Genomic DNA, 26,908 nt, shown 5'->3' on the forward strand with positions numbered 1-26,908 from the left:
CCGGCGTGGACTACCTGCACGTGCACTGGCGGCACGAGGCGCCGGACGCCCCGGTGGACATCTACAGCGAACTCGACGAGGACCGCTGGGAGGTCCGCAAGGTCGAGGTGTTCGCCGACGGCACCGCCCAGTACGCCGACGACTGGCGCGCGACCGGGCGCACCGGGCTCAGCGAGGTGCCGCTCCCGTCGTTCGAGGAGATCGCGGCGCAGCGGGCGCTGACCCCGGCCGTGATCGACGGCGCGGAGTTCGAACGGATGTGGGCGCGGGCGACGGGGGACTGACGGCCCGCCGCCGCGCGATTTTCGAACAATTCCCATAACCTGTCCGGAACGAAGGGGAATTGTTTTCGAACGGGCGGGGGCAAGATCTTTCCCGGCCACTTCCGGTGCGCGCCGGACAGTTCTGTCGGGCGCCCCGGCCGAGGGGACACATCTGACCCAGGATCCCGGTACAGCAGGGGTTTTGCCGGGCCTGACCGGGGTTTGCGAAGGTCCCGGAATGACGGATGTGTCCGCCGCGGCGACAAATACTCCGAACGGGTGCAATGGATTCGTCGTGTGATAGCTGAACCGGGCTTTTGCGGGTACGCTCCCAGCCGTCTGCAGCGTTCACGGGGGAAACGCGATCAAATGGCAACCGGTGAAGAAATCCTCAGGAGGCTCGGTGTGCACGAACACCCCGGCAGCTGCCGCGGCACAGGAAAGTGCGGTGCAGCCAGGTTTCCGGCACCAGGGCTGCCTCTACGGCAGCGACGCCGAGTTCCTCGCGACGGCCGTTCCGTTCGCGGTGGGCGGGTTGCGCCGGGGTGAGCCGGTCCTGGTCACCACGACGGCCGGCAACCTCGGGCTGCTGCACGCGGCGATGGGCGCCGACGCCGACCGGATCGCCTTCGCCGAGTCGGACTACTTCGGGCGGCGCCCGGCGCAGCTGGCCGGCGCGCTGCGCCGCTACTGGGGGCGCCACCGGTCCACCACGCCGACCGGCACCGTCCGCGTCCTCGCCGAACCGGCCCGGACCGGCCGCTCCGGTGCCGAGAGCGCCTGGCAGCGGGCCGAGGCGGAGTTCAACGTGGCGCTGGCCGGCACCCGGATCTGGCTGATCTGCCCCTACGACACCAGGACCACCGGCCCCGGCGTGGTCGAGGTGGCACGCCGCACGCATCCCGAGTACGTCGTGGACGGCGAGGTCCGGCCGTCCGCGCAGTTCAGGGCGCCCGAGGAGGCCGGCGGACCCGCGGCGGCCGCGCCGTCGCGCACCGCCGAGGACCTCTTCCGCTTCGAGGGCGACCTGGTCGCGGTGCGCCGCCACGTGCTGGAGCGGGCGAGCGCCCTGCTGCGGTCCGAGGACACCGCGACGCTGTTCGGCATCGCCGTCGGCGAAGCCATCACCTACCTGCTCGAGCACGGCATCGACCGGGCGGCCGTGTGGGTGCGGCCGGCGGCGGGCCGGGTGGTGTGCACGCTGCACAGCGAGCGGCCCGTCGACGGCCCGGCGTTCTACGGTCCCCGGGCGGCGGCCTGCCCCGGCACGACGTTGTGGATGACCGACCAGATCTGCGAATGGCTCGACGTCAGCTCCGACACGGCCGGCTGCACCATCGAGCTGGCCATGCGGGAACGACCTGCCGGTGTGACGCACCCGGCCGAGGGATAAGGCCCGTCCGCGAAGCCGGTGGTTCAAGGCCAAGACAAGGTCCGGCCGTCGTGCGGGCGCGTCAGCTCGGCGTGCGCGGCCGGGACACATCTGTCCCTCAGTGCAGCCGCACGTCGCCGAAGCGGTCTTCGATGCGGCGCAGGTCGCGTAGCCGGGGCTCGGTCTGGCCGCCGAGCCAGCGGTTCATCGTCTTGGGGGACACCCCGAGCTCTTCGGCGGCGGACTCCTTCGTGATCCCGCGGCTGCGCAGGGCCTCGGCCAGCCACTCGGCGAAACTGGCGGCGGACGCGTCCGGCCGGGCCGGCGCCGGGGGTGGCTCCGCGCCGCGGGACGGGAGCACGTCGAACTCGACGCGCTGGGGGTACTTCCGGCAGGAGACCTCCAGCACCCCGGACGGCCCGGCCGCGGTCAGCAGGGCCCGCAGGATCGTGTTGCCCACTTCGCGTTCTTCGGCCTCGGCGAGCGGCGCGCCGGCGAGGCACTCCTGGACGAATTCCCGGATTCCCGGAACGGCGGACGGGCGGGCCGGGAAGATCTTGGTGATGATTTCGACCGGGACGACCTCGATCGCATTGCCGGCTGACCGGCCTGCCGATTCCACCACGATCAATGTCCCTTCCGCCGCCGGTCCAGTGTAGTCGTCCGGGCGATTTCCGGCTGCCCGCCGAACGCGTAAAACGCCGACGGCCGGTATTGTCCGCCGCCCCGGAGCAGGTGTGTCCGGGACGGCGGCCCGCCGGTCTTGCCGCGGCTGCCGGAGCGGTCTACGGTTGGCGTCCTTCGGGCCGCTCATCGGGGGAACCACGCACGCGGCCCGCGGCGCAGGGAAGGTGCCATCGATGGTCAGGGCCCCGCAGACCGGCAACGGCCCGGCGGACGACTCCGAGAACAACCCACCGGTCGTCCACATTCTCTGGATGAATGGCGGACTGAGCTGTGACGGCGAATCGGTCGCGCTGACCGCGGCCACTCAGCCCAGTATCGAAGAGATCGTTCTCGGCGGTCTGCCCGGGCTGCCCGAGGTCGCCATGCACTGGCCGTTCCTCGATTTCCACAGCGGGCCCGACGGGGGTTCCGGCAGCTTCATCGAATGGTGGCACCGCGCGGACCGCGGCGAGCTCGGGCCGTTCATCCTGATCGTCGAGGGGTCGATCGCCGACGAGACGAACAAGGCCGAGGGCTACTGGTCCGGGTTCGGCACGGACCCCGCGACCGGCCAGCCCGTGACGGCGAGCGAGTGGCTCGACCGGCTGACCCCCAAGGCGATGGCCGTCCTGGCCGTCGGCACCTGCGCGAGCTACGGCGGTGTGCACGCCATGGCCGGCAACCCCACCGGCGCCATGGGCGTGCCCGAGTACCTCGGCCGGGACTGGCGGTCGTGGGCCGGGCTGCCCGTCGTGTGCGTGCCGGGGTGCCCGGTGCAGCCGGACAACCTCTCGGAAACCATCCTGCACCTGCTCTTCCAGGTGGCCGGGTCGGCACCGGAGATCGACGTCGACGAGGCCCTGCGCCCGAAGTGGCTGTTCTCCAACACCGTCCACGAAGGGTGCGACCGGGCCGGGTACTACGAGCAGGACGAGTTCGCCGATCGGCACGGTTCGCCCAAGTGCCTGGTCAAGCTGGGGTGCTGGGGCCAGGTGGTCAAGTGCAACGTACCCAAGCGCGGCTGGATCAACGGCGTCGGCGGCTGCCCGAACGTCGGGGGCATCTGCATCGGCTGCACGATGCCGGGGTTCCCGGACAAGTTCATGCCGTTCATGGAGGACCCGGCCGGTGGCGGTCCGGCGGCGGCGAGCAGCGTGTCCGGGTCCGCGATCCGCATCCTGCGGGAGATCCGGACGGCGGCGGACCGGTGAGCGGGCCCGGCGCCCCGAGCCCCGGCGAACGCCTCGAGACGCTTCTGGGTGCCCTGCTCGCCGGGCCGCACCGGCGAGCCGCCGAAGAAATCGTCCGGCAGCTGACGGACCTCTACGGCGACGGCCTGACCCGGATCGTCGGCACGCTGCGCGAGCACGCCCCGGCGTCGGTCGGTGCGATCGCCGCCGACGACGTCGTCGCGAGCCTGCTGGCGCTGCACGACCTGCACCCCCTCGACGCGCAGACGCGGGTCCGGCGGGCCCTGGACCGGCTCCGCCCGCAGGTGGGCGCGGTCGGGTACCGGGCCATCGACGACGGTGTGGTCCGGCTGACCCTCGGCGCGAGCCGCGGCTGTTCGTCCGCGGCCCGCGCGACGGTCGAGGCGGCTGTCCGGGATGCCGCTCCGGAGCTGACCGGAGTCGAGATCGAAACCGCCCCGGCGCTGTACCGGATCGGCATGGGACCACCCGGCGCCGCACCGGAGGGGAGGGCGTCATGAGTGTCGGCACCGGGTCCGCGCGTCCCGCGTTCGCCCGGAGTTCCGCGTGGCAGGAGCGGTGCGAGCTCTGCGGGACACCGGTGGCCGCGCGGCACGGCCACGTGATCGACACCGGCCGCCGCGGCCTGCTGTGCGCGTGCCGCGCGTGCTTCCTGCTGTCCACCCGGTGCCCGACCGCCCGGTACCGCGCGGTGCCCGAGCGCTACCTGTGGGACCCGCGCCGCCCGATCGCCCGCCTCGACTGGCGCCGGCTCGGGATCCCGGCGCGCTTCGCGTTCTTCCTGCACTGCGGCACCCGCGTGACGGCGTTCCAGCCCGGCCCGGCCGGCGCGGCCGAGACGACCCTGCCGACCGGCCTCTGGGCGGAGCTCGCCGCGGCGCACCCGCTGCTGGCCACGGCCGAGCCGGACGTCGAGGCGATCGTGTTCCGCGGCGGCGAGCGCGGCACGGACTGTTTCCTCGTGCCGGTCGACGTGTGTTACCGGCTGGCGGGCGTGGTCCGCCGGTACTGGACCGGCGGCGACGGCGGCCCCGAGGTGCACGAACGCGTCGGCGAGCTGTTCGCGGAGATCGAGCAGCGGGCCCGCCCGCTGCGGTAGCGGCGCGTGGTGGCTCGGGCGCAGACTGGGCGGGTGCGGGTGGCCGTCCGGGTGGTCGGGGTGGTGCAGGGCGTGGGGTTCCGGCCCTTCGTCCACCGGCTGGCGGTGCGGCTCGGGCTCACCGGGTTCGTCGGAAACGACGTGCACGGCGTCTTCGCCGAGGTCGAAGGGCCGCCGCCGGAAATCGACCGCTTTATCGTTGCGCTCGAGGCCGAAGCACCGCCCTTGGCCGTGGTCGACGACGTGCGGGTGCGGGAGATCCCCGCCGCGGGCGGGGCCGGGTTCGGGATCGTCGGGAGTCCCCGGGGCGGCCCAGCCGACACGGTGGTCTCCGCCGACTCCGCCACCTGTGACGACTGCCTTCGCGAACTCACCGACCCCGCGGACCGGCGGTTCCGGTACCCCTTCGTGAACTGCACGAACTGCGGCCCGCGCTTCACCATCGTCCGGGGCGTGCCCTACGACCGGCTGCGCACCACCATGGCCGGCTTCGCGATGTGCGCGGAGTGCAAGCAGGAGTACGAGGACCCGGCCGACCGGCGGTTCCACGCCCAGCCCGTCTGCTGTCCGGCCTGCGGGCCCACGCTGCGGTTCGCGCCCGGGGGCGGCGATCCGCTCCCGGCGGCCGTCGAAGCCCTGCGCGCGGGCGCGATCGTGGCCGTCAAAGGGCTGGGTGGCTACCACCTCGCCGTCGACGCCCGGCACGAGGAAGCGGCTGAGCGGCTGCGCACGAGGAAACACCGCGAGGACAAGCCGTTCGCCGTCATGGTCGCCGATCTCGCGCAGGCCCGGGAACTGGCCGAAGTGGACGCGGCGGCCGAGGCGGCCCTCACGAGCCGGCGGCGGCCCATCGTGCTGCTGCCCAAGAAGGCCGAACTCGCCCGAGCCGTCGCGCCCGGGACCCGGCGGATCGGGCTGATGCTGCCCTACACCCCGCTGTACCACCTGCTGCTGGAAAGCGGGCCGATCGTGCTGACCAGCGCGAACGTCTCCGACGAACCGATCGTGTACCGCGACGAAGACCTCGGCCGCCTCGACGGCATCGCCGACGCCTTCCTCGTACACGACCGGCCGATCCACACCCGGACCGACGATTCCGTGGTGCGGATCGTCCGAGGACGGGAGCAGCTCCAACGGCGGTCACGCGGCTACGCGCCCGAGCCGGTCCGCCTCGAAACCAGGAAGCACCTGCTCGGCTGCGGTGCCGAACTCAAGAACACCTTCTGCCTGGCCAAAGGCCGGCACGCCTTCGTCTCGCACCACATCGGCGACCTGGAGAACTACGAGACTTTCAAGGCGTTCACCGAGGGCATCGAGCACTTCAAGCACCTCTTCGCCGTCGATCCCGTGCTGATCGCGCACGACCTGCACCCCGAATACCTCTCCACGAAGTACGCCCTCGACCAGGACGTCGACCTGCTCGGCGTCCAGCACCACCACGCCCACATCGCCGCCTGCCTGGCCGACAACGACCACCACGAACCGGTCCTCGGCGTCGCCTTCGACGGCACCGGCTTCGGTCCCGACGGCACCATCTGGGGCGGTGAGGTCCTCCTCGCCGACCTCACGAGCTACGACCGGCTCACCCACCTCCGGCGGGTGGCCATGCCCGGCGGGGCGCTGGCCATCCGGCAGCCGTGGCGGATGGCGGCGTCCTATGTGGACGAACTCGGGCGGCCGGCGCGCGAGGACATGGTCAAGCTCAAGCGCAGCGGCCTCAACTCGCCGTTGACCTCCAGCGCCGGACGGCTCTTCGACGCCGCCGCCGCGCTGCTCGGCGTCCGGGACACCATCACCTACGAGGGCCAGGCCGCCATCGAGCTGGAGCAGCTGGCCGACCCGGCCGAGCGCTCCGCCTACCGCGCGCGCATCGACGACGAGATCCACGGCGAGGACCTCATCGCCGCTCTCCTGGACGACCCGAGCGGCAGGCCGATCAGAGCCGCCCGGTTCCACAACGGCGTCGCCGACGCCATCGTCCGGGCCTGCGGCCGCTTCCGCGACCACAGCACCACGGTCGCGCTGTCGGGCGGGGTCTTCCAGAACGTCCTGCTGCTCGACCGGACCGTCGAAGCCCTCGAACGGGCCGGTTTCGCCGTCCTCACCCACCGGAGGGTGCCGACGAACGACGGCGGGATCAGCTTCGGCCAGGTCGCCGTAGCCAGTCGTACCACGCGCTGAGCCCGTCGCCGCGGGTCGCGCTGACCTGCAACATCGCCGCCGCCGGGTTCACCCGGTGGACGTCCCGTTCGAACTCGCCGACGTCGAAGTCGACGTGGGGCAGCAGGTCGATCTTGTTCAGCAGCACCAGGTCCGTCGCGGCGAACATGTGCGGGTACTTCAGCGGTTTCCCGGGCCCCTCGGTCACCGACAGCACCACGACCCGCGCGGCCTCGCCGAGGTCGAACAACGCCGGGCAGACCAGGTTGCCGACGTTCTCGACGAACAGCGTCGAGCCGGGCGCGGGCGAGAGCGCGTGCAGCGCCCGGTGCAGCATCGACGCGTCGAGGTGGCAGCCGGCGCCGGTGTTGATCTGCACCACCGGCGCGCCGGTGGCCTTGATCCGCTCGGCGTCCAGCAGCGTCTCCTGGTCGCCCTCGATCACCGCGCACGGCGTGTCCGAAGCCCGGATGGTCCGCTCCAGCAGCGTCGTCTTGCCGGCGCCGGGCGAGCTCATCAGGTTGATCGCGAAGACGCCCGACTCCCGCAGGTGCGCGCGGTTGTGCGACGCGAGTTCGTCGTTCTTCGCCAGGATGTCCTGCTCCACGACCACCGTGTGGGTGTGGTCGGTGATCCGGACGTCGGAATCCGAGCAGCCGCAGGTGTCACACATGGCCGACCTCCACCGAAGTGATGCGTAGTTCCCGCCCCGCGAGCACCGCCACGTCGGCGCTGCCGCAGGGGCACAGCAGGATGAAGTCGTCGAGGGCGAACTCCGCGCCGCACTCGCGGCAGCGGGCCCGGCCCGGCGGCTCGGCGATGTCCAGCCGGGCGCCTTCGAGGGACGTTCCCGTGCACAGCACGTCGAAGCAGAAGCGGACGCTGTCCGGCACCACACCGGACAGCCGCCCGATCTCCAGCTGCACGCTCGTCACCGCCGCCTCGCCGAGGCGCGAGACGATCGCGTCGACGACCGACTGCGTGATGGCCATTTCGTGCACTAGCAGATCCTCGGCAGCGGGTCCCCGACCAGCAGGTCCACGATCCGGGTGCCGCCGAAGGCGGTGTTCAGCAGCACGATCCCCGGCGGGTCGGCCGCGATCCGGCCGATCACCGCGGCGTCCGCGCCGAGCGGGTGCGCGCGCAACGCGGCCAGCGCGTCCGCGGCCTGCGCGCCGTCGACGACGACCACGATCCGGCCTTCGCAGGCGACGTACAGCGGGTCGATGCCCAGCAGCTCCGACGCGCCGCGGACCTCCGCCCGGACCGGGACGGCGTGCTCGTCGACGACCACGGCGACCTCGGCGGCCTTCGCGATCTCGTTGAGGATCGTCGCAACGCCGCCGCGGGTCGCGTCGCGCATCGCGCGCACCCCGGGCACCGCGGCCAGCAGCCCGGCCACCAGGTCGTGCACCGGGGCGGTGTCGGAGGCGAGGTCGGCGTCGATGTCCAGTTCGCCGCGGGCCAGCATGATCGTGACGCCGTGGTCGCCGATCGGCCCGGAGACGAGGACGGCGTCTCCGGGCTTCACGGTGGCCACGCCGAGCCCGGTGCGGGTGAGCACCCCGACCCCGGCCGTGTTGACGTAGACGCCGTCGGCCTTGCCGCGCTGGACGACCTTCGTGTCGCCGGTGACGATCTGGACACCGGCTCCGAGGGCGGCCGTCTTCATCGAGTCGACGATCTTCAGCAGATCCTCGACGGGAAAGCCCTCCTCGAGGATGAACCCGGCGGTCAGGTACAGCGGCCGCGCGCCGGCGACGGCGAGGTCGTTCACCGTGCCGTTGACCGCCAGGTCGCCGATGTTCCCGCCGGGGAAGAACAGCGGCGAGACGACGTAGGAGTCCGTCGTCAGGGCCAGCCGGGCGTCGCCGATGGTCAGCGACGCCGCGTCTTCGAGCGGCTCGAGCAGCGGGTTGCGGAACGCGTCGAGGAACACGGCCTCGATGAGCGTGTGCGTCGACTTGCCGCCGGCGCCGTGGGACAGCGTGATGCGCTCTTCACGCACCTTCGCGCGCCGGCGCCGGGCCCGCTCGATGCGGTCGAGGACCTGCTGCTCGCGCCCGGTGGTGGTCATGCGCGGCTCGCCTCCCGGACGCGCTGCCGGGTGAACCGGCCGAAGTTGTAGTACGCCGCGCAGGCGCCTTCGGGCGAGACCATGCACGTCCCGATCGGCGTCTCCGGGGTGCACGCGGTGCCGAACACCTTGCACTCCCACGGTTTCAGCACACCTTTGAGCACTTCGCCGCACTGGCACGCCTTCGGGTCGGCGACGCGCAGGCCGGGGATCTCGAAGAGGCGCTCGGCGTCGAAGGCGGCGTACTTCTCGCGGATCGCCATCGCCGAGTGCGTGATGAACCCGAGGCCGCGCCACTCGAAGTACGGCCGCAGCTCCATCACCTCGTTGATCACCTTCAGCGCCCGGAGGTTGCCGTTCCACGGCACGACCCGCGAGTACTGGTTCTCGACCTCCGACCGGTTCTCGGCCAGCTGGACCATCAGCAGGTAGATCGACTGCAGGATGTCCAGGGGTTCGAACCCGGCGACGACGACCGGCTTGCCGTAGTCGCGGGCGATGAACTCATACGGTCGGCAGCCGATCACCGTGGAGACGTGCCCCGGCCCGATGAAGCCGTCGAGCCGCAGGTCGGGGGAGTCGAGGATGGCCTTGATGGCCGGGATGATCGTGACGTGGTTGCCGAACACCGAGAAGTTCCCGATGCCCTCGGCGGCCGCGCGCAGCAGCGTCATCGCGGTCGACGGCGTCGTCGTCTCGAACCCGATGGCCATGAACACGACCCGCAGGTCCGGGTTCTGGCGCGCGAGCTTCAGCGAGTCCAGCGGCGAATACACCATGCGAATGTTGGTGCCCTCGGCGTTGGAGTCGAAGAAGTTCCCGCCGGAGCCGGGTACGCGCATCATGTCGCCGAAGGACGTCATCAGCACCCCGGGCTGCCGGGCGATGTGGATGGCGTCGTCGATGCGGCCCATCGGGATCACGCACACCGGGCAGCCCGGCCCGTGCACCAGCGTGATGCTTTCGGGCAGGTAGTCCTCGAGGCCGTGCTTGTAGATGGTGTGCGTGTGCCCGCCGCAGACCTCCATGAACTTGTAGTGGCGGCCCGGCTCGCACAGCGACGCGATCTTCGCGGACAGCGCCCGCGCCTTCTCGGCGTCGCGGAACTCGTCGACGAAACGCATGACGACTCCTCTCTTCGATCCGGGCTCAGTCGATCCGGGACTGCAGCAGCGCGGCCATCTCGTCCTCGTACGCCTTGCCGATGCTTTCGAGGAAGTCGAGTGCGGCGGCCGCCTCGGCTTCGTCTATTTTGGACAGTGCGAAGCCGACGTGGATGAGGACCCAGTCGCCCGGCACCGGCGGGTCGTCTTCGAGCAGGCCGATGTTGATCTGCCGCTTGACCCCGCTGACCGAGACCTTCGCGAGGTCCGGCCGTTCTTCGCTGATCTCGATGATCTCGCCGGGTATGCCGAGGCACATGGCTCAGACCTCCGTCGGTTGCAGCCGGGGGCAGGTGCCCCAGGCGAGTTCGGTGACGGCGCGGACCGCGGCCGGGACGGTCGCGGTCACCTCGGGCGACAGCCCGATCCCTTCGTCGAGGCAGGCCGGTTCGCAGCCGACGACCAGCACCCGGCCGGCGTCGCCGCCGAGCAGCCGGAGCAGCCGGAACACCGCGTCCGGCTGCATGCCGTGTGCGTCGATCGACGCGGCCTCCAGGTCCTCGGTGTCGGCTTCGATCAGCGAGAGCGTCCCGGGTGGACGGCCGTGCGGGGTCGCGTCGAGCAGGATCGTCGTGTCGTAGCCGCCCAGCAGGTCGTAGGCCAGGTGCATGCCGGCGATGCCGTAGTCGGCGAGCTGCACCCACGGCGGCAGGCCGGTCCCGGCCAGCTCCTTGACGACCTCGACGCCGAAACCGTCGTCGCCCAGGAAGATGTTGCCGATCCCGGCGACCAGCACTCGTGGCCTCATTCCGCGACCTCCAGCGGCTCGATCTCGTCGGGGGAGAAGTAGCGGTACCGGCCGTGCGCGTGCTGCAGGTCGGCGGCCGGGTCGTCGTCGAGGGTCACCGCGAGGTACGTCACACCGTCCACATCGGACAGCACGACCCGCACGGTGGCCGTCTTGCCGACCAGGAACATGTCCTGGGCGTCGGTCCCGCGCAGGTTCGGCCGCAGCCGGACCCGCGAACCTTCGGCGACGCGGACCCCGGCGACGGTCACCGAAGGCCGGACCGGCCGCACGGACCGGACCGCGCCGTGCAGCCGGCTCAGCAGTTCCGGCGGCATCGCGTCGACGCGGTCGACGATCGCCGCCGCGCGCGGGTCGGTGTCCCGGGCCTCGCGCTTTTCCTCGTCGGTCAGCGCCATCGTGCGCAGGGTCAGGATTTCGTCGATCTCGGTGCCGTCGAAGAGCTCACCCGGGCTCTCCGGCGCGATCGACGGGTCGTCGTAGAGGATGATCGGGGACGCGAGCACCACCGTGCTGCGCGAGGTGTCGCCGATCAGCACCGGCCACAGCCGTTCCTGCCGGCAGGCGTCGACGGCCGGTTTCGCCCACTCCGGCGGGTCGAGCATCGACAGGAAGTGCCCGGTGTCGACGCTGAGCACCAGGTGCGCGGCGAGCAGGGAATGCCGCAGCGCGTGCTCGCGGACGCCGTCCGAGGGCCACGACGTCGTGTTGTGCACTTCGACGCGCAGCCGGGCGCCGCCGAACGGCCCGTCGAGCGGGTCGGCCCGGGCGGTGAGGACGCCGGACAGGGCCCCGGCCGCGAACGGTCTCTCGACCGGCATCCCGGAAAGCGGCAGCTCGAAGTCGATCTCGTGCTCGTCGGCCTCGTCCCACGTCGTGCCGAGCCGCGTCCGCGCCCGCAGGAACCGCAGCTTGACGCGCAGGATCGTGCCTTCCCGGGGTTCGACGAGGCACTCGACGCGGGCGGACGCGTGCTCGCCGATCTCCGCCGACGCGTACGACGGCGGCACCAGCACACCCCACTGCCAGCGCACCCGGTTCTTCGGCGCCGACGCCCGGTACGGGTAGAGCAGGTAGCCCTCGTAGAGCACGGCGTCGCCGACCGCGCGGGCCTGGTCCCCGGCGGTCACGGCTCACCCGCCAGCAGGTGCTCGATCGCGGCTTCCCAGGTCGGGATCGCGTGCTGCGCCTTGTACTTGAGCAGCGCGTCCACCGTGTCCCGGGGCAGCTTGACCCACGCCACGTTCGGGAAGTAGCGGGACACCAGCTCGTCCCAGACGGCCACCGGCATCCGGCACTCGGCCTGCGTGTGCCACGGCACCTGCTCGACCCAGAACCCCGGCTCGCCCTTGCCGAACACGGTGCCGCTGAACAGCAGCACCATCGGCACGACGCCGTCGGACAGCGCGTGGAAGTACTTGCCGGCCGCGACTTCGAGGTCGTAGGTGCAGGGCACCTCGGCGTCCACCTCGGTGGCGCCGGTGAAGGCCGGCACGGTCACCGAAATCGTCGCGAACTGGAACGGCTTCAGCGTCTCGCCCCACCGGGACCGGTCGCCGAAGAGGTGGGTGAGCAGTTCCGACTCGCCGTCGGCGTACCGGCGGCGCTGCGGCTCGATGCGGATCTGGACGCGCAGCACCATCGCGTGCACGGGCTGCCCGGTCAGCTCGGAGATCCGCAGCTTGAACGCGAGCGTCGGCGCCGCGGCGTACTTCACCGGCCGGACGTCGATGCAGTCGAAGGTCAGCTCAGCCATCGGCCACGACCTCGCTGCGTTCCCGCAGGCGCGCGAAGAACCCTTCGATGGCTTCGTGGGCTTCGGTGCCGCCGTCGAAACCCCGCCACGTCGAGCGGACGAGGCCGACCAGCTCGTAGCAGGCGTCGATCGGCACCAGGAAGGCCTCGAAACCCAGGTCGAGCTGGTTGAGCAGCAGGGCTTCGACGTCGTCGGCGACGCCGGCCGACGCGAGCAGGTCGTCGCCCGTGCCCAGCGGGAGCAGGGACTCCGTCGCGCCCGCGGGGCTCGGGTAGAACGCGACCGTGCGATCCTGCACCGAGTTCCGGAACAGGAAGGCCGTCCTGACCGGGATCCCGGCGGACTCCCACAGCGCCGGGCCCGGGCCGAACCGGGGCAGGTGCCGGAACCGGTCCGGCACCGCGCGGTGCCGCTTCCCGCCCGCGCCGCGGTGGGTGAAGAGCAGGTAGCAACCCCGGCAGGTGCACAGGATCGTCCTCGATTCGAGGTCGATGACGTGCCCGTGCTCGCCGCCGATCGGTTCCGCGCACATCTCGCACTTCTCGCCGGGCGCGACGCGCGGCGGGGGCGTGCGGAACCTGCGCAGGCCGCCCGTCACGGGACCTCCACCGGACACGGCACCAGCGGCAGCAGCGGCCGGCCGCCGGGCCCGGTCCCTTCCGGCACGACACCTTCGACCACGACGTCGGAGATCTCCGGGGCGACCTCCCGCACCATCCGCTCGATCGCGTACTTCGCGGTGACCGTCGAGGACGGGCAGCCGTCGCACGAGCCCTGCAGCCGCAGCCGCAGCACGCCGTCCTCGATCCCGACGAACTCGACGTCCCCGGCGTGCGAACCCAGGTACGGCCGGACCTTGTCGAGGGCCTCGGTGACGCGCTCGTGCGTCGACCGCGGGTGCAGGTCGTGCAGCACGAGCAGGCCGCGGACGTGGTCGTCTTCGGCCAGGCGGTCCAGCAACGGCTCGCCGACGAGCTCGACGATCCGCGCGAGCCCGGCGCCGTAGAACTCGATCAGCGTGTGGACGAGGTCTTCGGCGAGTTCGGCGTCGGCGCCGTCGAACTCGCCCAGCAGCTGCTCGATGCGCTCGCCGACCCGGTCGACGTCGGACATCAGGCGAGCTCCCCGCCGAACGCGTGCGGGGTGTGCAGCCGCTCGATCACCTTGCCCTTGCCGGTGTACATGTGGACGCCGCAGGGCAGGCACGGGTCGAAGCTGCGGACCGCGCGCATGATGTCGATGCCCTTGAAGTTCTCCTGCGTGTTCTCCTCGAAGATCGGCGTGTTCTGCACGGCGTCCTCGTACGGCCCCGGCGTGCCGAAGCTGTCGCGGACGCTGCCGTTCCAGGGTGTCGGCGGGTACGGGTGGTAGTTCGCGATCTTGCCGCCCTTGATCACCATGTGGTGCGACAGCACCCCGCGGACCGCTTCGGTGAAGCCGCAGCTGACGCCTTCGTCCGGGACCTTGAACGGTTCCCACGTCTTCGTGTGGCCCTTGCGGACCTCACCGAGGGCCTGCTCGCCGAAGTGCAGCGCCATCGCGGCCGCGTACGCCTGGAAGTACGTCCGGGCGCGGTTGCGTTCGAGGGCGTTGCTCCACTGCGGAATCTTCCACTCGAACGCGGCTTCGGGTTTGGTCGCCGTGCGCGGCAGGGTGATCGTGACGCTGTGCCCGGTCGACTTGACGTACGGGGTGTCGACGAGCCCGGCGAGCGCGGTGACCCACAGGCGCGCGATCGGGCCGCCGCCGGTGTCGAGGGCCAGGTGGTCCTTGCCGTCGAACCAGCGCGGCGACATCGTCCACGAGTACTTGCCGTCGAAGTCGCGCTTGGCCGGGCGCGGGATGGTGTGCTGGTTCCACGGGTGGCGCTGGTCGACCGGGTTGCCGAGCGGGTCCTCGGTGACGAACATCGGCTGGTCGGCCCAGTCTTCGTAGAACGAGCTGCCGAGCAGGATCCGGATGCCGAGGTTGATGTCCAGCAGGCTGGTGGTGACGAGCTTGCCGTCGACGACCACCCCCGGCGTCACGAACATCTTGCGGCCCCAGGCTTCCATGTTCTCGTAGCTGAAGTCGCAGTGCTCGGGGTCGTTGAGGCTGCCCCAGCAGCCGAGCAGGATCCGCCGCCGGCCGACCTCTTCGTAGCCGGGGAGGGCTTCGTAGAAGAAGTCGAACAGGTCGTCGTGCATCGGCAGGCAGCGCTTCATGAACTCGACGTAGCGCATCAGCCGGGTCAGGTAGTCGGTGAACAGCTGCACGGTGGCGACCGTGCCGACGCCGCCGGGGTACAAAGTGGACGGATGGACGTGCCTGCCCTCCATCAGGCAGAACATCTCGCGCGTGCTGCGGCTGACCTGCAGGGCCTCGCGGTAGAACTCGCCCTCCAGCGGGTTGAGCGAGCGCATGATGTCGCCGATGGTCCGGTACCCGTGGTCGCGCGCGTGCGGCGCTTCGGTGCGGTTGGCCAGCTCCAGGACGCCGGGGTTGGTCTCGGCGACCATCTTCTCGCAGTAGTCGACCCCGACCAGGTTCTCCTGGAAGATGTTGTGGTCGAACATGTACTCGGCGGCCTCGCCGAGGTTGAGGATCCACTCGCCCAGGTGCGGCGGGCGGACGCCGTAGGCCATGTTCTGGGCGTACACCGAGCAGGTCGCGTGGTTGTCGCCGCAGATCCCGCAGATCCGGCTGGTGATGAAGTGCGCGTCGCGCGGGTCCTTGCCCTTCATGAAGATGCTGTAGCCGCGGAACACCGACGACGTGCTGTGACACTCGACGACCCGCTTGGCCGCCCAGTCGATCTTCGTGTAGATCCCGAGGCTGCCGACGATCCGGGTGATCGGGTCCCACGCCATCTCGACGAGGCCGGTTTTGTCCTTCATCTCGGTCATGACCGCGCCTCCGCCTGGTAGCCGGTGTCGAGCTTGCCGCCCTTGTGGCGCCACTTCGGTTCCTTGTCGGCCTTGCGCTCGGTGATCTTGCGCAGCCGCCGGATCACCGACCCGTACGCGCCGCTGGCCAGCGACGACACGTTCGCGCCCGGCGGCTCGTCCATGAACGGCATGAACTTGTCCGGGAACCCCGGCATGGTGCAGCCGATGCAGATCCCGCCGACGTTCGGGCAGCCGCCGACGCCGTTGATCCAGCCGCGCTTGGGCACGTTGCACTTCACGACCGGGCCCCAGCAGCCCAGCTTCACCAGGCACTTCGGGGAGCCGTACTCGGTGGCGAACTGGCCCTGCTCGTAGTAGCCGCCGCGGTCGCAGCCCTCGTGCACGGTCGCGCCGAAGAGCCACTGCGGGCGCAGCTGGTCGTCGAGCGGGATCATCGGCGCCTGCCCGGCGGCCTGGTAGAGCAGGTAGGTGATGGTCTCGGACAGGTTGTCCGGGTGGGTCGGGCAGCCGGGCACGCAGACGATCGGGATGCCGGCGCCGGACTTCCAGTCCCAGCCGAGGTAGTCCGGCACGCCCATCGCGCCGGTCGGGTTGCCCTCCATGGCGTGGATGCCGCCGTAGGTGGCGCAGGTGCCGACGGCCAGCACGGCCAGCGCCTTCGGTGTCAGGCGGTCGAGCCACTCGCTGGTCGTCATCGGCTGGCCGGTGTCGGGGTTGTTCCCGAACCCGCACCAGTAGCCCTCTTCCTTGATCGCCTCGTTCGGGATCGAGCCCTCGACGACCAGCACGAACGGCTCCAGCTCACCGCGGTCGGCCTTGTGGAACCACTCGATGAACGTGTCGGCCCCCTTGTCGGGGCCGCATTCGAAGTCGATCAGCGGCCAGTGGACCGCGATCTTGGGCAGGCCGGGCAGCGCGCCGAGGACGATTTCCTCGATGCTCGGCTGCGTGGCGGCCGTCAGCGCGACGGAATCGCCGTCGCAGGACAGACCGGCGTTGATCCAGAGGATGTGGATGGGCTGTTCGGCTGTCTCTTCAGCGTGCGTCACGGCTGATCACCCTTGGCGAGGTCGTCGAGCGCGCCGAGGGTGAGCTCCCACAGCGCGTGGTAGAGGGTCGTCTGGGCTTCCTGGATGCGGTGCACGGACGGGGACGGGACGACGAAGAGGTGGTCGATGCTGTCCAGCTCGGCCATCTTCCCGCCGTCGTAGCCGGCGATGCCGACGGTCAGCAGGCCGCGCCGGGCGGCTTCGTCGAAGGCGCGCACCAGGTTCGCGGAGTTCCCGCTGGTCGACAGGCCCACCGCGATGTCGCCGGGCCGGCCGAACGCGCCGATCTGCCGGGCGAACACGACGTCGAACCCGATGTCGTTGGACAGCGCGGTCACCACGGCGATGTCGTTCGTCAGCCCGAAGGCGGGCAACGGCCGGGCGTCGCCCGCCGGGCTCAGGAACAGGCTGGCCAGGTCCTGGGCGTCGGTCGAGCTGCCCCCGTTGCCGAAGGCGAGCAGCCGGCCGCCGCCGTGGAACGCGCGGGCGACGTCCTGCGCGCAGGCGAACAGGCGCGCCCCGCCGGCCGCGAGCACCTCGGCCCGCAGGGCGACGATCTCGTGCACCTTGTCCACAGTGGACTGTTCGACCTGGCGGAGGACGGCGTCGAGGTCGCTTTCACCCGAGTACAGGAACGGGTACAGCGCTTCGAGACCGTCCGCGCCCACGGGGGACTGTTCCCGTGTCATCGCGGGTCAACTCCTCGGCTGGGGGCTTTCCAGGCGGGCGATGGCTTCCCCGGCGTGCACCAGGATCCGGTCGCCGACGCCGGCCGCGACCAGCGCCACGCTGACCTCTTCCCGGCCCGAACCGGTGTCCACGACGGCGAACCCGAGGTCCAGCAGTTCGACCACGGTCACCTCGACCGCGGTGTCGGAGCAGGTGAGGCACACCCCGTCGGGGCAGACGGGGCCCGTTTCTCTGCCGGTCACGACACCACCTCCGGGGTCAGCGCACCGGGGTGTTCGAAGAAGACGTGCACCAGCTCCCACAACACGTGGTAGGTGGTCACGTGCACCTCCTTGACGATCCGCTGGTCGGCCGAGCGGGCGACGAAGACGTGGTCGAGGCCGGGAGCCGCGGCGATCGCGCCGCCGTCGCCACCGGTCAGCGCGACGGTCAGCATCCCGAGGTCCCGGGCGGTTTCGAGCGCGCGGCGGACGTTGGCGCACTCGCCGTCGGCGGAGATGCCCAGGGCGATGTCGGCGGGTTCGCCGATGATCCGCAGCTGGTGGGCGAAGACGTCCTCGAGGCCGACGCGGTTGGCGACGCCGGTGACGGTCGCGACGTCGGCGGTCAGCGAAATCGCCGGCAGCGCGCGCTTGCCGACGATCACGGGGTGGACGAACTCCACGGCCACGTGCTGGGCGTCGGTGCTGGGACCGCCGTTGCCGAACACCACGAGCTTCCCGCCGCGCCGGAAGCGCCGCGCCATGCCGTGACACGCCTCGGCGACCGTCCTGGCGTCCTCGGCCAAGGCGAGCACCGGTGCCTTCCGGCGCTCGAAGAGGGCGCCTACGGAGTCCGGGTGATTCGGTGACCACGACATCGCGGTCCTTCCTCCGGGATGCTGCTCGGCGGTGGAGCCCATCTCAGGCTAGAGCTGTGAGCTGGATCACACAATAGAATGCGCGGACAGAAGTGGGCCGCTGCGGTCGCAGTGGCCGTGCTCCGGGCGGGGGAGCCCGGGCTCGGCCGCCCGCCGGACCGGCGTGGCCGCGGCGGGCCCCGGAATGGCGGGTCACTCGTCGGACGATTCTCGAGGCGGCGAAACGTCCAGCGGCACCGAGTCCCCGGACTCCGCCTCCGCATCGGCGTACCGCTCCACGGCGGCGAGCAGGTCAGCCAGCTCCTCGCCGGTGCCGCGCGTACCCGGGTCGTCCGCGCCGCGGGTCCGCAGCTGCGCCTCGAGCACGGTTCGGTACTCGGCCACGGCGGCCTCCGATCGGCCCTGGGAAGCGAGGGCCCGGGCCAGCTCGAGGCGGGACAGCAGTGTCTCTTCGGCGTCGGCACCGAGCACGGCCGCCCGTGCCGAGACGACAGCTCGCAACTCGGCCGCCGCGGCCTCGGCGTCGCCGGTGCCGTGGAGGGCGACGCCCAGCTGGTGGTGGGTCATCAGGGTGCTCGGGTCCTGCGGGCCCTGCGTCCGGATCTCGCGCTCCAGCACGGTCCGGTACTCCGTCAGCGCCTCCGCCCACCGCCGCTGCTCGGCGAGGGCGAGCCCGAGGTTGTACCGCTGGGCCAGCGCCTTCGGGTGCTCCGGGCCGGCCACCCGGTCCCAGGTCCCGGCCAGCGTCCGGTACTCCGCTTCGGCCGCGGCCTGGTGACCCTCCTCGGCGAGCAGGTGGGCGAGGTCGGCCCGCTGGCGCAACGTCGCCGGATCGGCCGCCCCGAGCGTCCGGCTCATGCTCGCCAGTACCGACCGGAGCTGCTCTTCGGCCTCGTCCGGCCGCCCGAGGTCGCGCAACGCGAGCGCCAAGCGCCGGAGGGTCTCCTGCGTGCCCGGGTCGTCCTCGCCGAGGGCGCGGCGCTGGCCGTCCGCCGCAGCGCGCAGTTCGGCGACCGCCGCGGCCGGGTCGCCGCGGGCGTGCAGCACCGTGCCGACGTCCATGCGCGTGGCGAGGGTCCAGGGGTGGTCCGTCCCCAGCGTCCGGGCCAGGGCCGCGAACACCGCGCGGAACTCCACTTCCGCGGCCGCCAGGTCGTCCACCTGGTAGAGGAGCCCGGCGAGCTGGTGCCGCGTGGTCAAGGTGTTCCGGTCGTCCGGGCCGAGTTCGCGCTCCAGGCCGGCCAGCGCGGCGCGGTACTCCGGCTCGGCGGCGTCGAGCGCCCCGGCCTCGCGCAGGACGAACGCCAGCCGCTGGCGGACGGGTGGCAGGGCCGGGTCGCCTTCGTCGAGGGCGGCGATGCCCCGGCGGCACTCGGCTTCGGCGGCTTCGAGGTCGCCTTGCTCGATCAGGGCGTCGATCAGGTCGTTGCGGGTCGTGCGCGGGTTCGGGTGGTGCTCGCCGAACACCCGCAGCTCCCGCTCCAGCACGGCCCGGTACCCGGCCACCGCTTCGTCCCAGCGGTCCTGCGCGGCAACCGCGCCGGCGAGGTAGTACTCGGCGTACAGCGTCTTCGGGTCGTCCGGGCCGGATGCCTGCGCGCGAGCCCGGGCGGCGAGGCGGTATTCGGCCTCCGCCGCCGCCCACTCGTGCCGGGTGCCCAGGACCCGGGCCAGCTCGATCCGCGCCGAGGCGGTGCCCTCCGCCTCCGGGCCGAGTTCCCCGGCGAGCCCGGAGACCACCGCGCGCAGCTCCGCCACCGCGGCCGCCGGTTCGTCCATGGCGGCCCGGGCCACGCCGATTTCGAACCGCGCGGTCAACCGCTCGACGGCCGTGGGCAGCGTGTCCGCGGCGGTGCCCAGCTCCGCGAGGGCCTCGTCGAACCGCCCGGCTTGGCGCAGGACGACGCCGAGCTGGAGGTGCGCGACGGGTTCCGCGGGATCGTGGCCGGCCGCGCGGCCTTCGGCCACCCGGCGGTACTCGGCCTCGGCGCCGGCCCAATCACCCCGGGCCGCCAGCAGCGCGGCCAGCTCCCAGCGGGCGGCGAGCGTCTCGGGGTGGTGCTCGCCCAGCACCCGGGCCGCGGTCCCGGCCAGGGTCCGGAACTCGCCCTCCGCCGCCCCGGTCCGCCCGGCGGAAGCCAGGAAGACGGCCAGGTCGAACCGGGCGCCGAGGGTGGCGGGGGCCTCGGCGCCCGCCGTCCGCAGCCACGCCGCCAGCACCGCGCGGTGCTCGGCCTCGGCGCCGGGTCCGTCGCCACCGGCGTCCAGGCTGATCGCCAGTTCGCGGCGCGTGGCCAGGGTGTTCGGGTCGTCTTCGCCGTCTCGTGCGGTGTTCTCGGCGAGCACGGCGTGCAGCTCCGCCACCGACTCCGCCTCGTCGCCCACCAGCCGCAGCAGCACCGCCCAGTCGTGCCGGACGCCGATCGTCTGCCGGTCGTCGTCGCCGAGGGCCGCCCGCATCGAGTGCACCAAGGCGCGGTACTCGGCCTCGGCAGCCGCGTAGTCCCCCTGCCGGAACAGCGCGAACGCGACGTCCCGCCGGGCCGTCAGGGTCGCGGGCGCCTGCGCCCCGGCCGTCTCCGAGAGCGCCGCGGCGACCGCGCGGTACTCCTCGACGGCGGCGGCGAAGTCTTCGCTGTTCAACAGGACGGTGGCGAGCTCGCGGCGGCTCGTGACCGTGGCCGGGTCGCCCGGGCCCAGGACGCGCTCGCCGGCCTCGGCCACGGCGGCGAACGCGGCCGCCGCGCCCGCGAGGTCGCCCTGCTGGGCCAACGCGAGACCGAGCTGGTGGCGGGTCGCCAGGGTGTCGGGGTGCTCAGAGCCCAGGAGTTCGTCCTGCCGGGCCAGCAGGGGGGCCAGCCGGGACGCGGCCGTCGCCGGATCGCCCGCCAGCCGGAAGGTCACCGCTTCCTGGACCCGGGCCTGGACCGCCGCCGGGTCGCCGGGGCCCAGCCGCCCTTCCAGTCCGTCGGCCGCGGCCCGGAACTCGGCCCGTGCCGCCGCGTAGTCCTCCCGGGCGACGAGCGTCTGACCGAGTTCACGCCGGATGGTGAGGGCGTCGGGGTCGTCGCCGTAGCCCGCCAGCACGCTCCGGTACTCCTGCTCGGCCCGGGCCCAGTCGTCGCCGCGGTAGAGCACCCAGGCCAGCTCGGCCCGTGCGGAAAGGGTCGCGGCGTCGAGATCGCCCAGCACCCGCTGCCGTGCTTCGGTGACCGCGCGGTGCTCGGCCTGCGCTTCGGCCCAGTCGCCGCGCGCCTGCAGCACCCGCCCGAGTTCGTGCCGCGTGGTGAGGGTGTCCGGGTGGTCCGGGCCGAGCGCCGCGGCCCGGGCCGCGGCCACCGCCCGGTACTCCTGCTCGGCTTCGGCCAGCCGGCCCGCGGAGTGGTAGAGCGCGGCCAAGCTGTGCCGCCCGGTCAGGACCAGGTCTTCGGGCGAGGCCGCGCTCGGTTCCCAGGCGTCGACCAGGCGCTGCCATTCCACCGGCTCGGCGATCATGGCCAGGCCGACCTGGCAGATCGTCGCCGCGGGGAGGAGACCGGCGTCCCGGCAGAGCCGGACCGCCTGCGCCAGCTGGTCGTCGGCGTCGGGGCAGCCGTCCAGCACGGAGAGCACGTGCAGCCGGATCCGCGCGTACGCGTTCGTCTCCGCGGTGCCGCCGAGGTCCGCCGCGGTCCGGTACAGCCCGCCCGCCCGTGCGGGGTCGCCCAGGATGAAGTGGATGTCGCCGAGCAGCAGTTCCGGCGGGTGCGGGCTGATCCGCCGGGACCCCGCCCGGCGCAGCTCGGCCAGCGCGTCGGCCAGTTCGCCGGTGTGGGCGGCGACTTCGTCCGGTGCCGTGTCGGCGAGCTGGCCGAGTTCGCCGGCGACGACCGCCAGGGCGGCCTCGACTTCGGGGAACGCGGCCAGATCGCGGATCAGCCCGCGGTAGCCCGAGATCGCGTCCGACCACGCCCGGTTCCGGACGGCCAGCCGGGCGCGGACGGCTCGTGCCACGACGGTGGCGTCCGCCCGGCTTTCGCCGGCCCGCTCGGCGGCGAGGGCGGTGAGCCGGTCGAGGTCACCGCTCGGACCGAGCGGCCAGCCGCCGGCGGCGAGGCGGGCCTCGGCCTCCCGCCGGAGGCGGGTGAACGCACCGCCGGGCGGGTCGCCGAACCGGGTGGCGAGGACCCCGAGCATCGCGTCCATGGTCAGTACGTCCTCGTACGACGCGGTCCCGGCGATGAACCGGCGGACTTCCCCTTCGGCCTTCCCGTCGTCGGGCTCGTGGTCGGCCAGCCGGCAGAGCGCCACTTCCACGGCCGGATCGGTGAGCCACGAGTCGGTGCCGGCCAGGCCGGCGAACAACGCCATCGCCCGGCGCGCGTCGCCGGAGAGCAACCACATCCAGCCCGCGAGCCCGGGCCAGTCCTCCGCTTCCGGGACGGCCGCTTCCGCACAGCGCACGGCGTCCGCTTCGAGCGCCGCCCGATCGCCCAGCTGCCAGTCGGCCATCACCCGCAGCCAGAGGTGGTACATCGGCGAGCCGTCGCCGGGCGTGAGCGCGTCGAGCTGCTCGAGGGCGGCCGCCGGGTCGTTGCTCAAGACGTGGTAGCGGGCCTGGTCCGCGTGCCAGCCGGTGCCCTTCAGCAGGTAGCGCTGCGCGGGCAGGGTGGCGCGCATCCGGTCCAGGTCGCCGCCGTTCGCGGCCGCGATGACCAGCTGCTCGATCGGCAGCGGCTCGATGCCGCGCTGGGCGGGCGGGCCGACCGCTTCGGCGAGCACGTCGGTCAGCAACCCGTACAACCCGAGCAGCCGGCACGCGCTGCCGAAGACGAGGAAGTACGGCTCGGTGCCCAGGCTGCACACGGCGAAGCATTCGCAGAACCTCAGGGCCTCGACGAGCAGCGGGTACGGATCCGGCGTGATCCGGGCCAGCTGCACGTTGATCCGGGCCCGGGACACGTACGCCCAGATCAGGTCGAACTCGGGCAGCCCGCGCGCGAACGCCTCCTGCCACGTCCGGAGCGCCTGCCGGATCTTGTCCTCCGCGACGCCGTACGGTTCGGCCGACGCGAAGCTCAGGAAGAACAGGGCTTCGGCCAGGGTCCAGCGGGACGGCTGGTCCAGCTCGTGCAGTTCGCCGGCCCGGGTGAGCAGGGCGACCGAAAGCTCGTAGCTCTCGTGGTCGAACGCCAGGAGCCCGGCGGTCGTGTACGCCGCCGCCGCGGCGGCGGGGTCGTCCGGTTCGAGCAGCTGCGCGCGGAGCCGGTGCACCAGCGCCGAAACCAGCCGCGACTCCGGGGCCGGCCGGTCACCGAGCAGGCCGGCCGCGCGGTCGAGGGCCGCGAGCGCGGTGTCCGGCCGGGCCATGGCCTGGGCCAGCATTCCCCGGAAGTAGTGCACGGCCGGGTCGTCGGCGGGCCGGGTCCGCACGCTGCGGTTCACGTAGAGGTCGATCTCGGCCGGGTCCAGCTTGCGGAGGAACCGGGACAGCCGCCGGTCGATCCGGTCCAGTTCCTCGCCGGCCTCCAGGATCGCCTGGAACCGCAGGAACGCCAGGGCCTTGTGCTGCGGGTGCCGGGCGAGGCCGGTGTCGGCGCTGTCCTTCGCCCGCCCGTAGTCGTGGCCGGCCAGGTGGACACAGGCGGCGGCCACCGCCGCCGCGGCCGACGTCGGTGCCGTGGCCGACGCGGTCTCGGCGACCTCGCGGGCGCCGTCGGGATCACCCAGGTGCAGCAGCGCCAGCGCGCGCAGCGCGTGCAGTTCGGCCGCGACCGCGGGCTCGGCGGCCGGGACGTCGCGCACCCGGGCCAGCAGCTCGGCGGACCGGCCGAGCTGCTCGTACAGCCGCGCCAGCCGCAGGGTGACCTGCAGCTCGTCCGCCGGGGTGGCGGCGACCCGGTCCGCCTGCGCGAGCACCTCTTCGGCCGGGCCGGGCTGCCACAGGCGAAGCCGGGCGTCGGCGAGCAGCAGGAGCAGCCCGGCGTCGTCGTCGACGATCTCCCGGTGCGCCTCCAGGACGGCGGTGGCGCGGTGGGGCTCGTCGAGGACGAGCAGGGCCCGGCCGAGGAAGGTCAGCAGCCCGCGGCGCGCGGGCACGCCGACTTCGCCGTCGGCGAGCAACGCCCCCCACTCCACGCCGGTGAGCTGGTCGGCCACCGGCTGCAGCAGGCTCGCCCGCAGCACCGGCGTCAGCTGCACGAGGGCCGGCACGACCGCCGCCGGCGCGGTGGCCGCGAGCTCCAAGCCGGTCCGCAGCGCGCCGCCGCGGTCGTCGGCCGCGAGCAGCTGCCCGAGCAGGGCGCGCGTGATGGTGTCGACGGACTTCTCTTCCGGCTCCGCCAGCGCCTTCCGCAGCGCCTGGACGGCCTCGGCGTGCCGCCCGCGCCGGCCCAGCTCCAGGCCGAGGGCCAGCAGCAGGGGAACGAGCGGGGTGCCGCCGGGCGCCGGTTCATCCGTGGTTGCGCGCACCGCTCACCGTCCGTGTGCTCCGCTGGGGTTCCAGGAGCTCGTCGCCGCGCAGCAGGGATTCGCCCGTGCGCAGCCGCGGATCCGGCGGCGCCGTCGCCGGCTCGCCGCCGCGAAGCGTGACGCCGCCGCTCTTCGAGCTCGGCGCGCCCGGCCGGGCCGTGAGCAGCGGGCTGTACTCCCGCAGGTACAGCACCGGCATGCCGAAGTTGCGGCCCTCGGCGGTGCTGCTGGCGGCCAGCCGCAGCGTCCGGCGGCCGGCGTGCAGGGCCACCTCGATGGACTTGTGCTGCACGAGCGGGTCGTAGAACGCGCGCGCGAACTTGTTCGCCACCACGCTCTTCACTTCGAAGTGCATGCCGATCACCGCCGGGATGCCCCGCTGGGCGAGCGACTGCGCCATTCCGGAGATGGCCTGGTGCGGGTGGGACGACGTGGTGGCCGTTTCGCACGCCTGGAAGAACACCAGGCGCAGATCCGGGGTGCCCCGCAGCTCTTCGGCCAGTTGCGAGTCGTCCACCCACTGCGGTTTCGCGTCGAGCGGGAAGGCCAGCTGGCCGCGTGCCTCGTGGTTGTCGCCGTGGACGTACCGGCCGTGCCCGATGATGTGGATGACGTGCGGGTTGAACTCGGACACGGCGTCGGCGAACGACGGGTAGGTCAGCTCGTCCGGGTCGACCGGATCCTGGTAGGGCGTTCCGTCCTGCGCGTGCCGGGGGCTGAAGATCCGCAAGTGGGCCTGGGAGGGCTTGCTGTCCCGGAAGCGGAGGAACATCCGCATCACCGACTCGTAGTCGACCTCCGCCAGGCCTTCGGGGCTCAGCGCGGCGAACAGCACCTTGAGCGGCGGCTGCACGTGGATTTCGCCGGCCGGGGTGTCCACGGTCATCCGCCGGGTGAGCACCATCTTGGTGCTGCGGCTGAGGAAGAGGTTGCTTTCCGGGTCGTTGTGGCGCGGTGGCACGAACAGGTATTCCCACGGCCAGGACGCGTACTTGCCGTTGTCCGCGTCGAATTCGAGCGACACCCGCAGCATCGGCTCACTGGACTCGTCGGGCGACCCCTTGCCCTGCATGGCCTGGCGCAGCAGGGCGCCCGGGCCGTTGTCCTCGCCGTCCGGGGTCTTGAACAGGGTGACGTACAGGTGCTCGCCCAGCAGCTTCAGCTCGTGGTCCTCCTGGAGGCGGTTGCGGCGGAGCAGGCCGACCAGCACCTCGACGGTCCGCTCGCGCAGCGGGTCGATGTTGACCGGGTCGGCCTCGCGCTCCGACGAGCCCTGCCGGCGCCACTGGGCCGAAACCAGGTGCCGCGGCCCGGTGATCCGGAGGCTGAACTCGTCGGCCGGGAGGGTCATCCACGCGCTCCGGTGCCGGTCGCCGAGCTCAGGTCGTAGCGGGCGACGGCCTGGACGGGTGCGCCACCCCGGAAGAACGTCCGCAGCGCGTCCGGCAGCTCGCTGATCATCGAGCGCAGACCGGCGGGGAACAGGGTGAACCGGCGGTAGGCCCGCAGGACCGCCTGCAGCTCGACGCCGCCGGCGGACTTGGGGACCTGGAGGACGATGATCAGCTGCGGCGGGTTCTCCTGGAAGAATTCGGGCCCGTCCAGGCGCCAGAAGACCTTCGACAGGCCCTCGGCCGAATGGTCGACCCGTGAGGCCGCCATCCGGTACCGCACCGGGGTGATCGCCACGTCGACCTTGATCCCGGCCTCGGCGTTCGCCTTGGCTCCGAGCGGAATTCCGGGCGGAATTCCGGGCACCGCGCCGGTGTCGACGGAAAAGTGCCCGTCCGCGCCGAGCCCGACGACCAATTCGGCGCCGGCCCGCATGATCGTGTCGAACCGGCGGTTCGGGAGGATGTCGAACACCTTAGGCTTGCGTGTGGGGTCCGGTTCACCGGCGTTGAATTCCGCCCGGACCTCGAGCCTGGTGAACGCCCAGCCGCGCCGCGGGAACAACAGCAGCGGGAGGCGGATCCACCAGAACGTGAATTCCGCGTCGCGCGCGGCCTGCCACGCGGCCGACACCCGATCGGCGTCCGGGAGTTCGAGCAGGGGAACGGGGTGGACGTCGGGGAAATCCCCGAATTCCACGACGTCTTCGACCAGCCCGCGCACCAGCTCGCCGTAGCCGGCATCCGGCTCGCCGGGGACGGTGTCCGCGCCGGCGTCGGCCGGTTCGCCCAGGTGGGCCGAGAGCGCGTCGATCCGCCGGGCTGCTTCCAGCAGGAGCGCGGCGCGGTCGGCCGCCACTTCACCGCCGAAATCAAGATCGTCGCCCGGCATCCCCGTACTCCCATTTCGTGTGGACCGAAGCGTGGTGGCAAGTATAGCGAAGCAGCAATTGAGCAGGGCGCGGTGAAATTGATCAAAATCGGCGGACCGCGCCCCCGTGTCCTCGGACAGTCGCCGGAGGCCCGCCCGCTGTTACGCCGGGCGGCGCAGGTGGCGGAAAAGCCA

25 protein-coding genes are annotated in these 26,908 nt (G+C 72.3%); 6 read left to right on the top strand and 19 right to left on the bottom strand.

The features are described 5' to 3' along the window. Positions 1 to 5 precede the first annotated feature (5 nt). Together ABZW17_RS22790 and ABZW17_RS22795 are read left to right on the top strand one after the other, a co-directional pair. Positions 6 to 284, top strand: coding sequence for a hypothetical protein (locus ABZW17_RS22790; protein ID WP_354817436.1), 279 nt, complete (start codon positions 6 to 8; stop codon positions 282 to 284). Between the two features lie 427 nt (positions 285 to 711). Then, positions 712 to 1,656 (top strand): MEDS domain-containing protein, encoded by a 945-nt coding sequence (locus tag ABZW17_RS22795; protein ID WP_354817439.1) that lies wholly within the window; start codon positions 712 to 714, stop codon positions 1,654 to 1,656. A gap of 97 nt (positions 1,657 to 1,753) precedes the next feature. On the opposite strand, the gene ABZW17_RS22800 is transcribed toward ABZW17_RS22795, so the two are convergent. Next, complete coding sequence (locus ABZW17_RS22800; protein WP_354817442.1) at positions 1,754 to 2,260, bottom strand: helix-turn-helix transcriptional regulator; 507 nt, start codon at positions 2,258 to 2,260, stop codon at positions 1,754 to 1,756. 235 nt (positions 2,261 to 2,495) lie between these two features. Between ABZW17_RS22800 and ABZW17_RS22805 the strand changes: the two genes are divergently transcribed. From ABZW17_RS22805 to hypF, 4 genes are read left to right on the top strand one after another with little or no spacing between them, the layout of a single operon-like run. After that, positions 2,496 to 3,512, top strand: a complete 1,017-nt coding sequence (locus tag ABZW17_RS22805; protein ID WP_354817445.1) for a hydrogenase expression protein HypE — start codon at positions 2,496 to 2,498, stop codon at positions 3,510 to 3,512. Continuing rightward, positions 3,509 to 4,012: a NifU family protein gene (locus ABZW17_RS22810; protein WP_354817448.1), complete on the top strand. Its 504-nt coding sequence runs from the start codon at positions 3,509 to 3,511 to the stop codon at positions 4,010 to 4,012. The genes ABZW17_RS22805 and ABZW17_RS22810 overlap by 4 nt, the downstream gene beginning before the upstream one ends. Further along, complete coding sequence (locus ABZW17_RS22815) at positions 4,009 to 4,611, top strand: DUF5947 family protein (RefSeq protein WP_354817451.1); 603 nt, start codon at positions 4,009 to 4,011, stop codon at positions 4,609 to 4,611. The genes ABZW17_RS22810 and ABZW17_RS22815 overlap by 4 nt, the downstream gene beginning before the upstream one ends. Before the next feature lie 33 nt (positions 4,612 to 4,644). Then, a complete protein-coding gene (hypF, locus tag ABZW17_RS22820) occupies positions 4,645 to 6,792 on the top strand; it encodes a carbamoyltransferase HypF (RefSeq protein ID WP_354817454.1) in 2,148 nt (715 codons plus the stop codon). On the opposite strand, the gene hypB is transcribed toward hypF, so the two are convergent. The 18 genes from hypB to ABZW17_RS22910 all read right to left on the bottom strand — a co-directional run bounded on the left by hypB (position 6,749) and on the right by ABZW17_RS22910 (position 26,734). Further along, positions 6,749 to 7,444 carry a hydrogenase nickel incorporation protein HypB gene (gene hypB, locus ABZW17_RS22825; protein ID WP_354817457.1) on the bottom strand — a complete coding sequence of 232 codons (696 nt, stop codon included), beginning with the start codon at positions 7,442 to 7,444 and terminating at the stop codon, positions 6,749 to 6,751. The genes hypF and hypB overlap by 44 nt on opposite strands. Continuing rightward, a complete protein-coding gene (locus tag ABZW17_RS22830; protein ID WP_354817460.1) occupies positions 7,437 to 7,772 on the bottom strand; it encodes a hydrogenase maturation nickel metallochaperone HypA in 336 nt (111 codons plus the stop codon). Before ABZW17_RS22830 ends, hypB begins: the two co-directional genes overlap by 8 nt. After that, positions 7,772 to 8,848: a hydrogenase expression/formation protein HypE gene (gene hypE, locus ABZW17_RS22835; RefSeq protein ID WP_354817463.1), complete on the bottom strand. Its 1,077-nt coding sequence runs from the start codon at positions 8,846 to 8,848 to the stop codon at positions 7,772 to 7,774. Before hypE ends, ABZW17_RS22830 begins: the two co-directional genes overlap by 1 nt. Further along, on the bottom strand, positions 8,845 to 9,972 hold the full coding sequence (gene hypD, locus ABZW17_RS22840; RefSeq protein WP_354817466.1) for a hydrogenase formation protein HypD: 1,128 nt from the start codon (positions 9,970 to 9,972) through the stop codon (positions 8,845 to 8,847). The genes hypE and hypD overlap by 4 nt, the downstream gene beginning before the upstream one ends. Before the next feature lie 25 nt (positions 9,973 to 9,997). Beyond that, positions 9,998 to 10,270 carry a HypC/HybG/HupF family hydrogenase formation chaperone gene (locus tag ABZW17_RS22845; protein WP_354817469.1) on the bottom strand — a complete coding sequence of 91 codons (273 nt, stop codon included), beginning with the start codon at positions 10,268 to 10,270 and terminating at the stop codon, positions 9,998 to 10,000. A 3-nt stretch (positions 10,271 to 10,273) separates the two neighbouring features. After that, a complete protein-coding gene (locus tag ABZW17_RS22850; protein WP_354817472.1) occupies positions 10,274 to 10,759 on the bottom strand; it encodes a hydrogenase maturation protease in 486 nt (161 codons plus the stop codon). Beyond that, positions 10,756 to 11,889 carry a hypothetical protein gene (locus ABZW17_RS22855; RefSeq protein ID WP_354817475.1) on the bottom strand — a complete coding sequence of 378 codons (1,134 nt, stop codon included), beginning with the start codon at positions 11,887 to 11,889 and terminating at the stop codon, positions 10,756 to 10,758. Before ABZW17_RS22855 ends, ABZW17_RS22850 begins: the two co-directional genes overlap by 4 nt. Next, positions 11,886 to 12,515, bottom strand: coding sequence for a DUF6084 family protein (locus tag ABZW17_RS22860; protein ID WP_354817478.1), 630 nt, complete (start codon positions 12,513 to 12,515; stop codon positions 11,886 to 11,888). The genes ABZW17_RS22855 and ABZW17_RS22860 overlap by 4 nt, the downstream gene beginning before the upstream one ends. After that, the gene (locus tag ABZW17_RS22865; protein ID WP_354817481.1) at positions 12,508 to 13,113 is read right to left on the bottom strand and encodes a DUF5947 family protein; all 606 of its coding nucleotides are present in this window, start codon (positions 13,111 to 13,113) and stop codon (positions 12,508 to 12,510) included. Before ABZW17_RS22865 ends, ABZW17_RS22860 begins: the two co-directional genes overlap by 8 nt. Continuing rightward, complete coding sequence (locus ABZW17_RS22870) at positions 13,110 to 13,628, bottom strand: NifU family protein (RefSeq protein ID WP_354817484.1); 519 nt, start codon at positions 13,626 to 13,628, stop codon at positions 13,110 to 13,112. The genes ABZW17_RS22865 and ABZW17_RS22870 overlap by 4 nt, the downstream gene beginning before the upstream one ends. Further along, complete coding sequence (locus ABZW17_RS22875) at positions 13,628 to 15,400, bottom strand: nickel-dependent hydrogenase large subunit (RefSeq protein WP_354817487.1); 1,773 nt, start codon at positions 15,398 to 15,400, stop codon at positions 13,628 to 13,630. Before ABZW17_RS22875 ends, ABZW17_RS22870 begins: the two co-directional genes overlap by 1 nt. Continuing rightward, the gene (locus ABZW17_RS22880) at positions 15,397 to 16,452 is read right to left on the bottom strand and encodes a hydrogenase expression protein HypE (protein WP_354817490.1); all 1,056 of its coding nucleotides are present in this window, start codon (positions 16,450 to 16,452) and stop codon (positions 15,397 to 15,399) included. Before ABZW17_RS22880 ends, ABZW17_RS22875 begins: the two co-directional genes overlap by 4 nt. Next, entirely contained in the window at positions 16,449 to 17,141 is a 693-nt protein-coding gene (locus ABZW17_RS22885) for an SIS domain-containing protein (protein WP_354817493.1), read from the bottom strand. The genes ABZW17_RS22880 and ABZW17_RS22885 overlap by 4 nt, the downstream gene beginning before the upstream one ends. A gap of 6 nt (positions 17,142 to 17,147) precedes the next feature. Next, the gene (locus ABZW17_RS22890) at positions 17,148 to 17,384 is read right to left on the bottom strand and encodes a HypC/HybG/HupF family hydrogenase formation chaperone (protein WP_354817496.1); all 237 of its coding nucleotides are present in this window, start codon (positions 17,382 to 17,384) and stop codon (positions 17,148 to 17,150) included. Further along, positions 17,381 to 18,001, bottom strand: coding sequence for an SIS domain-containing protein (locus tag ABZW17_RS22895; protein ID WP_354817499.1), 621 nt, complete (start codon positions 17,999 to 18,001; stop codon positions 17,381 to 17,383). The genes ABZW17_RS22890 and ABZW17_RS22895 overlap by 4 nt, the downstream gene beginning before the upstream one ends. Before the next feature lie 192 nt (positions 18,002 to 18,193). Then, the gene (locus tag ABZW17_RS22900) at positions 18,194 to 24,451 is read right to left on the bottom strand and encodes a tetratricopeptide repeat protein (RefSeq protein WP_354817502.1); all 6,258 of its coding nucleotides are present in this window, start codon (positions 24,449 to 24,451) and stop codon (positions 18,194 to 18,196) included. Continuing rightward, on the bottom strand, positions 24,432 to 25,802 hold the full coding sequence (locus tag ABZW17_RS22905) for a CHAT domain-containing protein (RefSeq protein ID WP_354817505.1): 1,371 nt from the start codon (positions 25,800 to 25,802) through the stop codon (positions 24,432 to 24,434). Before ABZW17_RS22905 ends, ABZW17_RS22900 begins: the two co-directional genes overlap by 20 nt. Further along, positions 25,799 to 26,734 carry a hypothetical protein gene (locus ABZW17_RS22910; RefSeq protein ID WP_354817508.1) on the bottom strand — a complete coding sequence of 312 codons (936 nt, stop codon included), beginning with the start codon at positions 26,732 to 26,734 and terminating at the stop codon, positions 25,799 to 25,801. The genes ABZW17_RS22905 and ABZW17_RS22910 overlap by 4 nt, the downstream gene beginning before the upstream one ends. Positions 26,735 to 26,908: the final 174 nt, after the last annotated feature.

The sequence above is a fragment of the Amycolatopsis sp. NPDC004625 genome, from assembly GCF_040609695.1.
Taxonomy (GTDB): Bacteria; Actinomycetota; Actinomycetes; order Mycobacteriales; family Pseudonocardiaceae; genus Amycolatopsis.

Bases quoted from the DNA above. Each gene is read 5' to 3' on its own strand.
- ABZW17_RS22885 (WP_354817493.1), bottom strand. From the start codon at position 17,141: ATGACACGGGAACAGTCCCCCGTGGGCGCGGACGGTCTCGAAGCGCTG.
- ABZW17_RS22850 (WP_354817472.1), bottom strand. From the start codon at position 10,759: ATGAGGCCACGAGTGCTGGTCGCCGGGATCGGCAACATCTTCCTGGGC.
- ABZW17_RS22815 (WP_354817451.1), top strand. From the start codon at position 4,009: ATGAGTGTCGGCACCGGGTCCGCGCGTCCCGCGTTCGCCCGGAGTTCC.
- ABZW17_RS22870 (WP_354817484.1), bottom strand. From the start codon at position 13,628: ATGTCCGACGTCGACCGGGTCGGCGAGCGCATCGAGCAGCTGCTGGGC.
- hypD (WP_354817466.1), bottom strand. From the start codon at position 9,972: ATGCGTTTCGTCGACGAGTTCCGCGACGCCGAGAAGGCGCGGGCGCTG.
- ABZW17_RS22805 (WP_354817445.1), top strand. From the start codon at position 2,496: ATGGTCAGGGCCCCGCAGACCGGCAACGGCCCGGCGGACGACTCCGAG.
- ABZW17_RS22860 (WP_354817478.1), bottom strand. From the start codon at position 12,515: ATGGCTGAGCTGACCTTCGACTGCATCGACGTCCGGCCGGTGAAGTAC.
- hypB (WP_354817457.1), bottom strand. From the start codon at position 7,444: ATGTGTGACACCTGCGGCTGCTCGGATTCCGACGTCCGGATCACCGAC.
- ABZW17_RS22875 (WP_354817487.1), bottom strand. From the start codon at position 15,400: ATGACCGAGATGAAGGACAAAACCGGCCTCGTCGAGATGGCGTGGGAC.
- ABZW17_RS22910 (WP_354817508.1), bottom strand. From the start codon at position 26,734: ATGCCGGGCGACGATCTTGATTTCGGCGGTGAAGTGGCGGCCGACCGC.
- ABZW17_RS22905 (WP_354817505.1), bottom strand. From the start codon at position 25,802: ATGACCCTCCCGGCCGACGAGTTCAGCCTCCGGATCACCGGGCCGCGG.
- ABZW17_RS22845 (WP_354817469.1), bottom strand. From the start codon at position 10,270: ATGTGCCTCGGCATACCCGGCGAGATCATCGAGATCAGCGAAGAACGG.
- ABZW17_RS22895 (WP_354817499.1), bottom strand. From the start codon at position 18,001: ATGTCGTGGTCACCGAATCACCCGGACTCCGTAGGCGCCCTCTTCGAG.
- hypE (WP_354817463.1), bottom strand. From the start codon at position 8,848: ATGACCACCACCGGGCGCGAGCAGCAGGTCCTCGACCGCATCGAGCGG.